The organism is Lactococcus muris, assembly GCF_042849115.1.
GTDB lineage: Bacteria > Bacillota > Bacilli > Lactobacillales > Streptococcaceae > Lactococcus > Lactococcus muris.
In genome coordinates this window covers 16597-29435 of the sequence record NZ_BAAFQO010000007.1, presented here as the reverse complement: position 1 = coordinate 29435, position 12839 = coordinate 16597, and the positions used below count along the sequence as shown (strand labels likewise).

Below are 12839 nucleotides of genomic sequence, written 5' to 3'. Positions count from 1 at the left end.
AGCAGGAATTTTTGGGGGATTTTATGGACAAGTATGATAAAAAAATGATGAATCGTTTGAAGCGTGCAGAAGGACAGCTCCAAGGCGTTTTACGTATGATGGAGAGTGAGAAAGACTGTATAGATGTGGTTACTCAGTTAACTGCGGTACGTTCAAGTTTGGACAACTTGATTGGGCTGATTGTTGCGGAAAATCTAAAGAACTGCCTTTTAAGCGAGGATTCTGAACTGCATGAGGAAAAAATTAATCAAGCCATCAAAATGATTGTAAAAAAATAAAAATATAGAGTTAGAACAAAAGTTTAAATTTATTCAAAATAAACCAGAATTCATCAAGGAAAAGTCACTCAACCACGCTATGCTTTCGTGAAAAAATTGAGTGATTTTCCTTTTTCTCCATTTTGACTTCAAGGAGCACTTTTTTGATTCTTTTACAGCAAAGTAGCAGTATTAATTACTCCATAGTTTTACTTCTAGCAACTTTTTATAGTATTGATTTAAAGTAAATTATTTTGATTTTAATATAAAAAATTTTAAAATGAAGGTGACACAAAGAACAAGTATGGTCGTTCAAGACAGGTAATGAATGACAAAGTGATTTTGGAGAGGGCATGAAAATATATTATACAGATAAAGAGTTGCAAGAGTTCCGTGAAACAATACTTGGTTTTGAAGACTTCAAGCACAGGGAAAAAGTTTTCCGCCCTGGTCAAATGAAAAAAGACCAGAAAATGGCTAAACAAATTGCTAAAAGGGCTTTTGAAACTTATTCTGACTATAATTATAGGGCTTTAGATGCAGAAGAAGTGGCTGAATATACTGAAGAACTTGTGACCTATCATTATGCATTAACCTTACTTACCTTGGATAAAATGGATATGGATAGCTTTACGGCAGTTGCTTCTTTTACATTTACTGAATTGCTAGACGACACGGACATTCAAAAGGTTACAGACAGTATACAACTCGGCATTCACATAGTGATGGTGCTTAAAGAACGAGGTTTTGCTAAAAATATTTCTGGTGATGAAACTGCTTTTAAACCCATGATTGATACTTTTATGACTACGCACAATGAGTTGATGTCCGTGCGTGACTCCATTTCTAAAGGTAGATTTGAAGAAGATTATGGTTCTTACTTGGAAGAAGATGAGGAAGTGCACTATCATGAAATGATGTTTCATACGCCACGTGCTGTGATTCATCATGCCAGTGCTAAAGTACTTATCGAAGAGTTTGATATAACCGATCCACGAGAACAGTTTGTAATTTTTTCAAGCTTATCAAGAATCATGGAGGACTTGATGGATCCCAATGCTTTCTTTTCACCACTGGATGTTTTGAAATATGAATATACGTCTATGTATGCGCTTAGAATTGGCTTTGAGACTGCAGCTCACCGCTTGTTACTAGCTATCAAGCTCTTAGAATCTTGGATGAAACGTCTACAATTTCCAGTAAAGCTTGCAATGAAAGATTTAGTTGAGGCTTTTAACCAAAGTGTGGATCAGTGGACGATGAACTACAACTTGGAGCATCAGACTAAAAAACTTCCCCCTATCAGCATCACTTATAAATCATATGGCAAGTCAAGGATTGTCTTTCGTCCTGAAAGTAAAGCAATTTTAGAGGATTTCTCAAAAAATGTTGTTGAAGCTGTTGAAGCAGAAGATGCGGCGCAATTCCAAACTAAGAGCATGAAAAAACGGAAATTTGTACCTGCGACAGCTGAAAAGCATCAACTTTTGGTGGCGCAGTATTTGGAAGAAGGGGTGCCTAACTATCAGGATAAGGATATGGAAGAAAGGGTGAAGCAAATTTTGCCAGTCTTCATCTTTGAGTGGTATGCCAAGTACATGTTACCAGTTTCGCAAATGACGGGAAATTCTTTTGCGGCGCACATCTTGGACGAGTTTGCCAGCAAAGAGCGGTACGCGATAATGGACTATATGAGCATTTTTACGACACTTATTGGTTATGCGGCCTGGCTGGCTGAGGTTGGAATTATTCAAGAAGAAATTGCTTCAGCCATCATTAATAAAGTGAGTGATGTGGAGGCTATTGCCAACGATAGACGTGAACGTTTGGTGTTTGGAGGTAAATAAGTTTGAGGACTTTCAAGCCCTGATGGAAATAAACGGTAAAAAGTTTCTCTAAAATTCTCAATAAGGCATGCCTTCCGAATTTCTAAGGTTGTCATGCCTTTTAGTTTCTCTTGTGGAGGGTCATCTTATGCAAGAAAATATGATTAACCAACTGCTGAGTTAAAGCCGCATCATTCTCTGGAACATGAAATTCTAAGTTGAAATTATAGAAGAACATATTATGCTAGACTATGTTTATATTATAGTGACTATCCTCCTAAACCTTCTGTATCCATCTTTGTGGAGGAAGCAAACTGAAAAAATAGTTTTTAATCCATATGTAGGATAAGGAGCAAGAAACAAACTTGTAGACTTTGGGGTTTTTATTCAGAATGTTTTTATAGAAAAGAGGCATTTTGGAAATTCAAGCAGCATTGGATTCAATAATATGATACGTTAATCTATTTACTCTCCTGAGGATATTCGTGAAGATCTTTTCTGCAATAATTTAGAAGTCAGACTTTAAAAAATATGTTAAGATAGACATATCAAGAAATCGGGGGAAGTGGGAATGGGGGAGCAGTTTGATGTTCACTTAGATTATGCAAAAACACATAAAAATCAATTAATTTCTGACATTGTAGCCAATAAAAAACGACTTGAAGATAAAACTGCTGTGTTTATGGCTGGGAGTCCTGGTGCAGGTAAAAGCGAAGTTGCAGCTTCTGTTGCATCCATTTATCCAGATTACGTTGTAATTGATGCGGATTATTTTCGCTCAAAATTTCCTAGTTATAACGGAAAGAATTCAAGTGAATTTCAAAAAGCTGCTTCATGGTTGGTAGAACAAGCATTTAAATATATGATTGAACATGGATATTCATTTATTTTGGATGCAACGTTTGCTTTGAGAAGTTCTAATAATAATATTAAAAGGGCTCTAAAAAATAATTTTAAGACATTAATATTTTATGTGTATCAAGAGCCATTGATTGCATGGGATTTTACTAAAAAGCGTGAAGAAGTTGAAGGACGTGTTGTTCCTAAATCAACTTTCGTCCATGCATTTTTCAAAGCAAGAGAAAATATTATAAAGGCAAAGGCTAAGTATCCGGATATTGAATTAAATATTGTTTTAAAAGATTTTAATAATGATGTTGCTGATGTCCATTTTGATGCAGAGAATGTTGAACTCATTCTCACTCAAAATTATACTCACGAAGAATTGGAGGAAAAATTAAATGACTGAAAAAGAAAAAGTAAAAGAAATTGCTAAAAAATACGGTTCAAGCCTTGGAAAACTTTCAAGTGAGGCAACAGCTAAGGAAGTTAAAACCGTCTTTAAGTTTTTTGCAGATGATGCCAATCGCAAGCAACGGGAATTAGTTGGATTGAAAAACAAATAATACAAGTAGCATGCATATTATCAAGCAAGTCTTTCTTCATCTTTGAGTGGTATGCCAAGTACATGTTACCAGTTTCGCAAATGACGGGAAATTCTTTTGCGGCGCACATCTTGGACGAGTTTGCCAGCAAAGAGCGGTACGCGATAATGGACTACATGAGCATTTTTACGACACTTATTGGTTATGCGGCCTGGCTGGCTGAGGTTGGAATTATTCAGGAAGAGATTGCTTCAGCCATCATTAATAAAGTGAGTGATGTGGAGCCTATTGCCAACGATAGACGTGAACGTTTGGTGTTTGGAGGTAAATAAAGTTTGAGGATGCCTTATGCAGGGCATCTTTTGTTTTGTCTTTATGTAGAAGAAAAAAACGTCAAAATCTGTGTGTGTTTTTCAAAATTATTTGCAGAGCATAAAAATTTGCGTAATCCTATGTAAATACCAGAGAGCATGTTATAATCGATTTCATATTGTAAAGGAAATGTAATAATGAAAAAGAATAATATGCTGAAGGCCCTAGCTCTGATGCTTCTTTTTATAGGTTTATCCAGCTTGGTCTTTTCTGATATTTTGCCCGAAGGGGTGGAATATTCAGCTCCTGTGGCTGTTGTGGTTTTGGTTTATCGTCTGATAGGACTTTTAAGCTTTGCTTATTTGGTCCTTGTTTTTATCAAAAATAAAAAGATATGGCTCACTTGGGAGGGAAATTATTTTGAAAGGGGAGAAAAGCTGAGTTGGAGGAGGGTTTCTGTACTCCCCATAATTTTTCTTGCCTATTATATTTTTCATCTTTCGATGATTTTGACAGAAAATATCAACAACAAAACTTTTGAGTTTGACTACACTTCTCTAAATTTAGGACTTTTAGTGGAGTTTTATCTTCCTCTAGTCTTTGCGATGCTTTTAGCTATTTCTCTAGTGGCACGTATTCCAGATAAGAGAAGCGCATGGAAAATTTTGGATGTTGTGGCAGACATAGAGGTCGAACATGTTTATATGACAGTTCTTGTAAGCTTGGTCTTTCTTGACAGTATGACAGAACGCCTCATTTGGGATATATTATTTAGCCCAGTCCATTCAGAGGCCATGCTTGATCTGGTTTATGCCGATGAAAATATTTTAGGGAGTTCTGACTTTATCTCTCTTTTTGGAAACATTCTCCTCGTATTTGTTATCCTTTGTGTACTCAGTTTCTTTATCGTCAAGGGGATTCAAGCCTTTAAAAGTAACAGTGCCAACTTCCCCCTTTCCTTAACAACGAGCCTTTTATTGGCATTTGTTTTTAACTCTCTTATCCAATCAGGGATGAGAGTAGATGAAGGGCCTATGTATTATGGCTATGTTGTGACTGGGATAAGCCTATTTCAAGTTTTTGTTTTAACCCTGGCGTTTATGTTTCTTTATGTGCTGATTAACCGTTATATGATTACTACAGCAGTGATTATGTTTATTTTTGGGGGATTTAGCTTAGGAAATGCCATGAAATTTTCGGTGCGGCAAGAGCCTATATATGTTTCAGAACTTTCTTGGCTAACCAACATACAGTCCTTGCTTACTTTTGTTGATATAAAGTTGATTTTGCTGGCACTTTTCGCCTTACTCAGCCTTGTTTTACTTGCAATTCTCTTAAACAGAAGATTTTTTAAGGGAAAAATCATGGATTGGAAAACAAGAGCGGTCACTCTGCTTTTGATTTTCTCGCTTTACTTTCCTTTGATGCAGAATTTCAAAAATCTTAATACACCAGATGAACAGGTGAACTTTCCCCTCCTCAGCCAATATGTCCAAAGATATAACGGCAGTCTTTTGTGGCGCGGCTCAGCAAAGTTAGCCAGAGACAAGTCGCTTTCTTATGTTTGGTTGAAGAAAATCTATGGTAAAGCTATGGAGGAGCCTGCGGGATATAGCCAAGCCAAGATAGAGGAAATTATCCAAAAATACAGGAAAGAGGCTGATGAAATCAATCAAAGTCGCTCAGAAAATATCGCAGATCAAACGGTAATCTACATTTTAAGTGAATCTCTATCAAACCCTAATCGTATCAAAGGCGCAAACCTCTCAGATAATCCTCTGAAAAATATTGATTTGATAAAGGCAAACGCAACGGGAGGCTTGATGTATTCCAATAGTTTCGCAGGTGGAACAGCAAATATGGAGGCACAATCGCTTAGTGGTCTTCCCATGGTCAATTACTCCAGTAACATCTCGACCATTAATTCTGATGTGTTTCCAAGTATGCCGTTTATTCCGGCTATCTCTAATTTCTTCCCAGAGAAGATTGCACTTCATCCTGAAAATGGAGCTAACTATAACCGTAATACAATCTATAAAAAACTTGGCTTTGATCATTTTTATGCCCTATCAAACACGGACAAGGCAGATATATTGATCAATCAAGAAAAATTGGACGGTTATGTGACAGATGCACAAGTTTATCAAGAGGTGTTAGATAAGATAAATCCTGCACAGTCACAGTTCTTTAGCGTTTTGACCATGCAAAACCATATGTCCTATGAAAATTATTCTGGTTCTTCCAGCTTAACAGCAGTGGGGGAAGGGCACACAAGCGAACAGAATAAACACTTGCAAAACTATGTGCGCAAAATTTCTGATACCGATAGGGAGACAAAAGCTTTCTTGGAAGAGTTAGAGAAGATGGATAAAAAAATCACAGTTGTCTTTTACGGTGACCATCTTTCGAATGTCTTTCCGATAGACTATCCGAGTCTAAAAACAGAACCTTTTAAAGCCTATCAGACGGATTATTTTATCTGGACAAATAAGGGAAATACAAGCAATAAGCAAGGCGACTTAAACGCTGCAGAATTTGCGCCAGCTTTGCTTGAAACTGTAGGTGCAAAAGTTTCCCCCTACTATGCACTTTTATCAAGCATCATGTGGGAGCTGCCCTCAGAGTATAACTCTGCTTTATCGGCTCAGGTAAGTTTAAGTGAAGCGCAGCAAGAACGCATCGAGGAGTTAAAAATCATTCAGTATGACCTCACATCAGGCAAACACTATCTAAAGGAGGATTCCTCTTTCTTTCAGCTTGATGAGTAAGGGCCGGGTGAGCTTCTGATCCAGCTGTTGAGTTTGGAAAAGGAAGCTTTTTCAAAAGTCTTTGTGCAACATTTGCATCCTTTCTTCCTTTTTTATTCTGTCTGAACTACAGTCGTTTGATTTTTAATAATGATTACATTTTTTAATTTTATATTTACGTTACATTGCGTTAACATTTCTCTTGTGCTAAAATAGTTCTAAAAGCGAAATATGAAAAGGAAAAATTTGTGATAAAGATGAAGAAAAAGATAATTGTAGGAACGGCTTTTACTTTACTTTTAGTTGTAGGAACAAGCGCAGCATATACATTTCTCTCTTCAAATGAAGAACAAGCAGAAATTCAATCCCAAAAATCCGAAGAAAAGCCCGAAGAAGCAGAAAAAGAAGTCCAACAAAGTGAAGAAAACTTAAAAGATGAACAGTTGATATATACAAATTCAGCGCATCAGATAAGCGGAGAAAAACAAGACATAAAAGTTCAAGATTGGAAAGTAATAGACGATAGTTCAGGTGAGCAAGTTTTAAAAGTTACATTTACATTCAACAATAAAACAGATCAAACGATTGACTTGAGGGACTTTGCTCAGGACAGAATAAGCTTAGCACAAGTGCTGGACAATAAAAACAGTCAGGTGATTGAAATGGATACGAACGATTTGAAGGGGAAAAAGGTGCACAAAAAAGAAGGAACAACAGGCGTGATTTATGGTAAAGTATTGAAGGATGCACCAAAAATCGCCTTTGTTTTTGGCATGAATCGTAAAGCAGGAGAAACTTATACGGGAGGATTGACTCTAAACATCTAAAATTTTTGAGCAAAAAAGAGATAGACTTATAGATGGTATTTAGAGGAGAACACATGGAAATTGAAAAACTTAAAGATAGACTTGAAACGCTAGAAAAGAAAAACAGAAATCTAAGGGTTGGATTGCTTGTGCATGATTTAATGACGATAGTCTTATCTATCGCAGTTGCTTATTTATTTCTAGGCTGAATAAGATGGAGATTATGAGGAAGCTGCACCTTGCATTTATATAGGAAGAAAAGCTGAGGTTAAAATATGAGTCATATAATCAGACAAGCATTACCTGATGAAAAAAGAAAAATAGCAAAAACAATCGCAAATAGCTATAAGGAAGAACTAAGTGTGCTCTCCAAAAATCAAGAAAGCCTTATCGCGGTCTTTGAACAGGGTATCCATGCCGAGCGTTTTTGGATTTGGCTTGAAGGAGAAGAAGTGCTGGGGATTGCGGCTTGTTCTGACGATAGTGGAAGAGCTTTTACACCAGATAGAAAGAAATGTATAAAAAATTTTGGATTGATGCGTGGGCTGATTGCCTCTTTTATTTTCAATTCTGAATTTGCCAAGACACTTCCCTATCCTAAGACAACAGGCTATATCGAATTTGTCGGCGTGCTTGATTCTGTGCGAGGAAGAGGCATTTCAAAGAAAATTTTGCTTGAAATTGTCAAACAAAGTGAGCAATATGATGAATTTTTACTCGATGTCATGGATAACAATATTGCTGCAATAAAAACCTATGAGAAACTTGGCTTTCGTGAATATAAACGAGAGCCATTTCGCGGGGGCAAAAATAAAGGAATAAAAGAGCGAGTATACATGAAATTGAGTAAGAAATGAAAGGTAGATTGATGCAGTCAAAAACGGAAAAGTAAACCACATGTTTTTCTCTTATTTTCAAGCTAAAATGTGAAGGTTAATTGTAAATTATCCCAGAGTGTTGACTGTAAGGAAAAAATATGAACTGCTAAAAATCAGTAGCAAAACCAAGAAAATCAAGACTGCAAGCCCTCACAAAATGCAAGGAAATATGTCCCGTTTTTTGTGAAGATAATGGACAAAGACAAAAAGGAGCCGCAGTTTGAACAAGAAAGTGACAAAACGGTGCATGGAGTCTAGGAAGGAAGAGAGGAATGGAACACGTGGGAAAAAGCAGAAAAAATAGTGTTAAATATTTTACTCTGGTGCTGTCCTTTTTAAGTGCTCTTGCACTTTTGGGGATTTTGCTGATTCAGTTTTTCTTTTCATTTGACCAAGCAGAGTCAAACGTTATTCGTTTCAATAATCCCTTCTTTGTAGCTGGATCTTTTCTCGCATTTCTCCTGCTGCAATATGGGATTCATCGTTGGGTTGAAATTTTGAATCTTTCGACCAGAACACTTCAAAAGCTACTGACAATCTACGCAAGTGTATTTGGGATAATCATAATTTTTTTATTTTTTAGTCCCCCTTTTTCAGATGCTTGGAGTGTCATTAATGGCTTTCTTGTGGACAGTTGGCTTACAATTCCTTATGCAGAGTATTATCCGAATAATCTAGGTTTAGTCCTGATTTATCAAGTGATTTTTAAAGTTTTTGGAAGAGGCGCTTGGCCCATCATGTATGTGGTAAATGTGATTTCAGTTGTTGGTATTTGCACATTTATTCCGAAAATCACGGGACTCTTGTATAATACAAGTTCTGAAAGAATTGCCATTCAACTTATGTTCTTTGCTTTGCCTTATTTTTGGGTGATTTCCTATTTATACAACGACCTGATAAGTTTGGCGCTGGTTCTCTTTGCCCTTCTGTCTCTTCTAAGGTTTGTAAAGGAATCACCAAAAATTTTTACTCTTGTACTTTCAGGTCTGTCACTAGGTTTGGCCTATGTACTTCGGACAAACGTGCTTATTTTTATTATCGGCATAGGTATCTATTATCTACTCTTGAGGGCTGTGAGGGACAGGAAGTTTGATGGCAACCATCGTCTGGCTTTCCTACCTGTTTTAATCGCTCTGAGTCTCAGTACCAGTTTTCACTTTTTCGCACCTAAAATGATTTCAAATTATAGAACAAACTATGCCCAGCCTTCCATTTCTTGGGTTGCGATGGCTTTGGCAGACGCGAAGACACTGGAAGGTTATCGTTATAAGCAGCCTGGGATGTTCAATGATTTTGAAAGCTGGGCCTTTGACCAATACAAAAAGAAGCACGGTCAAGTTTCACGACAAGATTTTCTCCGTAATCGCTCAGCCAGAGAGAAAATTTATAGAGAATTTATCAGTAAGCGATTGAGCCAGATGATGCAAAATCCGCGACAAACGCTTGCATTCTTCGGAAAAAAAGCTATCGTTTCATGGGGAGATCCGTCCCTATCCGGAAATTACCTCATGAGACAGAGCTATGAGAACCAGCAAGAAATGTATGAAAGATTGCCTGTAGAAAGTCTCGCACTTATACAGGCAATCCCATCAGTAGCCTTGACAGACTTCGAAAGGAATCGCTGGTCGTTCAGAAGTCCGGTTACAGCCTTTCTCGTCAAGACAAGGTCTTTTACCCACTTCATTGAAAGGCCCTTCTTAATTCTCATAGTATTAAGCACAGGTCTCTTTTTGGTTAGAAAAAAATTTAGACCAAATCTAGAGGCATTTTTGCTGCTTCTCATCTTCTTTGGTGGCACTGTTTTTCATCAGTTTCTTTGGGAAACACAGCCGAGGTATTTCCTCCCTTATCTTGCGCTCCTCCTACCAATAGCCTCTTTTGAGTTTTCAGACAGACTATCCAATAAAAGGAAATAAGACTTTTATTGTAGCTTCTTTATATCCATAATGCTTTTGATAAGGTACTTTTCTGCTATAATAATAGCATGAATAAAAAAGTAATCGCTATCATCGCAATCTTGTTAATTGGTGCAGCAGGTGTTTTTGCTTGGCAGACAAAGGTGTTTGCTCCTAAAACTACGCACCAAGAGGAGAAAAATCAGGAAGTAAAAAAAGAAGAACCTCAGTTGGTCAGGGCTGATTTGACTGGGCTCGAAACGACTGCTGAAAAGGCAAAACGTCCCATAACAGCTGTCGTGGTAGAAAATTCACCAGAAGCACGTCCGCAGTCGGGACTTAAGGAGGCAGGTGTAGTTTTTGAAGCAGTGGCTGAGGGAGGAATTACCCGTTTTGTCGCAATGTATCAAGAGAAGCAACCAGACTTGATTGGTCCAGTTCGCTCTATCCGCCCTTACTTTGTGGAATGGGCAGCTGGTTTTGATGCAGGATTGGCCCATGTAGGTGGTTCAGAACTGGCTTTAGACATGGTGAAGTCTGGAAATTATGTCACAGACTTGGATCAGTTTAGAGCCCCAGCTGGAATTTTCTGGCGTTCAGATGACCGAATCGCTCCGCATAATATGTACACGAATACGAATGGATTGGATGCGTATATGGAGAAGTTGGAGAAGAAAAAATCCGATTTTGAAGTCTGGAAACGCCTGCCACTTAGTACGGAAAAGATGGAAAATCAGGATTCAAGTGGTTTGCCTATTGCACATCATATTCAAATCCCAGTTTCTACAGGAATCTTTGCCGTGGGATATCAATATGATACTCCAAGCAACACCTATAAACGTTTTCAAGGCGGCGAAGCCCATCAGGACCGAGAAAAAGGACAAGTGTCACCAGATGTCGTAATAGCTATTATGGTTAATCAAAGCTTGTCAGCAGATGGTAATCATATGGATATTGAAATGACAGGCACCGGAAAGGCATATATTTTCCAAAATGGTAAGGTGCAAGAAGGAAAATGGTCCAAACCAGATGCGCAGACCAATATCAGTTTTACCGATGAGCAAGGACAAAACATCCCTCTCAAATCCGGGCAGACCTGGGTGACGGCAGTGGATAATCTGCGTCAGGTGATTTGGGAATAAGTGTAAATGCAATAGGACAGCATGTGTGCTGTTTTTTTATAATATGGCCTTCCCAAGTCAAAGACATTCAACACGCGTGACTAACGTCATTACTCCAATAAAGGGCTCCCTACGTTTGCCATAGACAACACCAAGATTAACCTAGAGTCAGAACGATAATTCTGTTATAATAAACAATATGAAAAAAATAATCTCCCTCGGCCTAATACTCCTCGGAATACTTGCAGACCAACTGATGAAAGCTTGGACTGTCTCCAATATTCCACTGGGAGGCGAACAGGCATTTATTCCTGGTATTCTCAGTCTAACCTATCTTCGAAATGAAGGCGCCGCCTGGTCGCTTCTGGAAGGCAAACAGTGGTTTTTTCTCATACTAACACCCATTGTCCTTGCTGCCGCTGTCTATTTTCTCTACAAAAAGATAAATCAGAACTGGTATTTTGTAGCACTGACTTTGATTATTTCTGGAGCGCTCGGAAACTTTATTGACCGTGTACGCCAATCTTTTGTGGTGGACATGTTTCAGACTGACTTTATCAATTTTCCAATATTTAATATCGCGGATATACTACTCTCTGTGGGTTTTGTAGTGCTTTTCATCGCGATTATTTTAGACAAAGAGGTAGAATAAATGGCAGTAGTAATTATTGACGAAGCAAATGCTGGTTTACGCTTGGATAAGGCCTTGGCGAACCTTAGCAAAGTCTCACGTTCAGTAGTGATAGACTTAATTCGTGAAGGTAAGGTGAGCGTAGAGGGACAAGTGAAGAAAGCAAAATACAAGGTAAAAGCAGGTGAGGCGATTACTTATGAACTGCCAGAAATTGCTGTCCTTGATATCCAAGCTGAGGATATCCCTTTGGATATTGTCTATGAGGATGCAGATGTAGCAGTAATTAATAAACCTCAAGGAATGGTTGTTCATCCAAGCGCAGGGCATACTTCGGGAACTTTAGTCAATGCCATCATGTTTCATATCAAAGATCTTTCCTCCATCAATGGTGTAATTCGTCCTGGAATTGTGCATCGCATAGACAAAGACACCTCTGGTCTGCTGATGATTGCCAAAAATGATGTCGCGCATGAATCTTTAGCCGCACAGCTCAAAGCAAAAACCAATAAACGTCGCTATATTGCGCTGGTACATGGTGAAGTACCGAATGAAAAAGGTACAATTGAGGCACCGATTGGTCGGAATCCTAAGGAGCGAAAAAAACAAGCAGTTGTCGCTGGAGGAAAAGCTGCAAAAACACGCTTTACCGTGCTGGAGCGTTTCCCAGGATATACCTTGCTTGCCCTTGAACTTGAAACTGGACGAACTCATCAGATTCGTGTGCATATGGCCTACATTGGTTTTCCTATAGCTGGAGATCCACTTTACGGACCAAGTAAAACGCTCATACCAAACCTTGGGCAATTTCTTCATGCGGAGACATTGGGTTTTGAGCATCCAACAACAGGGGAACTGATGGAGTTTCAAGTAGATGTACCAGACATCTTTGCCCAACAACTTGAAAAATTGAGAGCTTTGTCATAAGGGCAAGTTAGACTCTGTCTACAGTCTGAAAAAACTCTCGTTTTTTTTTATTTT

At 38.2% G+C, this 12839-nt stretch carries 13 protein-coding genes; all 13 read left to right on the top strand.

All coding sequences use genetic code 11. The features are described 5' to 3' along the window. Positions 1-23: 23 nt before the first annotated feature. On the top strand, positions 24-278 hold the full coding sequence (locus tag ACGHCK_RS05420) for a metal-sensitive transcriptional regulator (protein ID WP_202230995.1): 255 nt from the start codon (positions 24-26) through the stop codon (positions 276-278). Positions 279-610: 332 nt separating this feature from the next. Continuing rightward, positions 611-2104 (top strand): hypothetical protein, encoded by a 1494-nt coding sequence (locus ACGHCK_RS05415; protein ID WP_251422672.1) that lies wholly within the window; start codon positions 611-613, stop codon positions 2102-2104. A 550-nt stretch (positions 2105-2654) separates the two neighbouring features. After that, positions 2655-3332 carry a zeta toxin family protein gene (locus ACGHCK_RS05410; protein WP_251422669.1) on the top strand — a complete coding sequence of 226 codons (678 nt, stop codon included), beginning with the start codon at positions 2655-2657 and terminating at the stop codon, positions 3330-3332. Further along, positions 3325-3489: a hypothetical protein gene (locus ACGHCK_RS05405; protein WP_251422666.1), complete on the top strand. Its 165-nt coding sequence runs from the start codon at positions 3325-3327 to the stop codon at positions 3487-3489. The genes ACGHCK_RS05410 and ACGHCK_RS05405 overlap by 8 nt, the downstream gene beginning before the upstream one ends. Before the next feature lie 62 nt (positions 3490-3551). Continuing rightward, complete coding sequence (locus ACGHCK_RS05400) at positions 3552-3800, top strand: hypothetical protein (RefSeq protein WP_251422663.1); 249 nt, start codon at positions 3552-3554, stop codon at positions 3798-3800. A gap of 177 nt (positions 3801-3977) precedes the next feature. Beyond that, complete coding sequence (locus ACGHCK_RS05395) at positions 3978-6548, top strand: LTA synthase family protein (RefSeq protein ID WP_251422661.1); 2571 nt, start codon at positions 3978-3980, stop codon at positions 6546-6548. Positions 6549-6775: 227 nt separating this feature from the next. Continuing rightward, entirely contained in the window at positions 6776-7354 is a 579-nt protein-coding gene (locus tag ACGHCK_RS05390) for a hypothetical protein (protein WP_271327962.1), read from the top strand. 53 nt (positions 7355-7407) lie between these two features. Further along, entirely contained in the window at positions 7408-7542 is a 135-nt protein-coding gene (locus ACGHCK_RS05385; protein WP_271327961.1) for a hypothetical protein, read from the top strand. A gap of 66 nt (positions 7543-7608) precedes the next feature. Then, the gene (locus ACGHCK_RS05380; RefSeq protein ID WP_251422655.1) at positions 7609-8190 is read left to right on the top strand and encodes a GNAT family N-acetyltransferase; all 582 of its coding nucleotides are present in this window, start codon (positions 7609-7611) and stop codon (positions 8188-8190) included. Positions 8191-8492: 302 nt separating this feature from the next. Continuing rightward, positions 8493-10127, top strand: a complete 1635-nt coding sequence (locus ACGHCK_RS05375) for a glycosyltransferase family 39 protein (RefSeq protein WP_251422652.1) — start codon at positions 8493-8495, stop codon at positions 10125-10127. Between the two features lie 68 nt (positions 10128-10195). After that, on the top strand, positions 10196-11248 hold the full coding sequence (locus ACGHCK_RS05370) for a DUF3048 domain-containing protein (RefSeq protein WP_271327960.1): 1053 nt from the start codon (positions 10196-10198) through the stop codon (positions 11246-11248). Between the two features lie 178 nt (positions 11249-11426). After that, positions 11427-11879, top strand: a complete 453-nt coding sequence (lspA, locus tag ACGHCK_RS05365; RefSeq protein WP_251422646.1) for a signal peptidase II — start codon at positions 11427-11429, stop codon at positions 11877-11879. Then, positions 11880-12785, top strand: a complete 906-nt coding sequence (locus ACGHCK_RS05360; protein ID WP_251422643.1) for an RluA family pseudouridine synthase — start codon at positions 11880-11882, stop codon at positions 12783-12785. Positions 12786-12839: the final 54 nt, after the last annotated feature.

Coding starts and splice junctions, on each gene's coding strand:
- ACGHCK_RS05420 (WP_202230995.1), top strand. CDS start 24: ATGGACAAGTATGATAAAAAAATGATGAATCGTTTGAAGCGTGCAGAA.
- ACGHCK_RS05380 (WP_251422655.1), top strand. CDS start 7,609: ATGAGTCATATAATCAGACAAGCATTACCTGATGAAAAAAGAAAAATA.
- ACGHCK_RS05370 (WP_271327960.1), top strand. CDS start 10,196: ATGAATAAAAAAGTAATCGCTATCATCGCAATCTTGTTAATTGGTGCA.
- ACGHCK_RS05360 (WP_251422643.1), top strand. CDS start 11,880: ATGGCAGTAGTAATTATTGACGAAGCAAATGCTGGTTTACGCTTGGAT.
- ACGHCK_RS05410 (WP_251422669.1), top strand. CDS start 2,655: ATGGGGGAGCAGTTTGATGTTCACTTAGATTATGCAAAAACACATAAA.
- lspA (WP_251422646.1), top strand. CDS start 11,427: ATGAAAAAAATAATCTCCCTCGGCCTAATACTCCTCGGAATACTTGCA.
- ACGHCK_RS05415 (WP_251422672.1), top strand. CDS start 611: ATGAAAATATATTATACAGATAAAGAGTTGCAAGAGTTCCGTGAAACA.
- ACGHCK_RS05405 (WP_251422666.1), top strand. CDS start 3,325: ATGACTGAAAAAGAAAAAGTAAAAGAAATTGCTAAAAAATACGGTTCA.
- ACGHCK_RS05400 (WP_251422663.1), top strand. CDS start 3,552: ATGTTACCAGTTTCGCAAATGACGGGAAATTCTTTTGCGGCGCACATC.
- ACGHCK_RS05395 (WP_251422661.1), top strand. CDS start 3,978: ATGAAAAAGAATAATATGCTGAAGGCCCTAGCTCTGATGCTTCTTTTT.
- ACGHCK_RS05385 (WP_271327961.1), top strand. CDS start 7,408: ATGGAAATTGAAAAACTTAAAGATAGACTTGAAACGCTAGAAAAGAAA.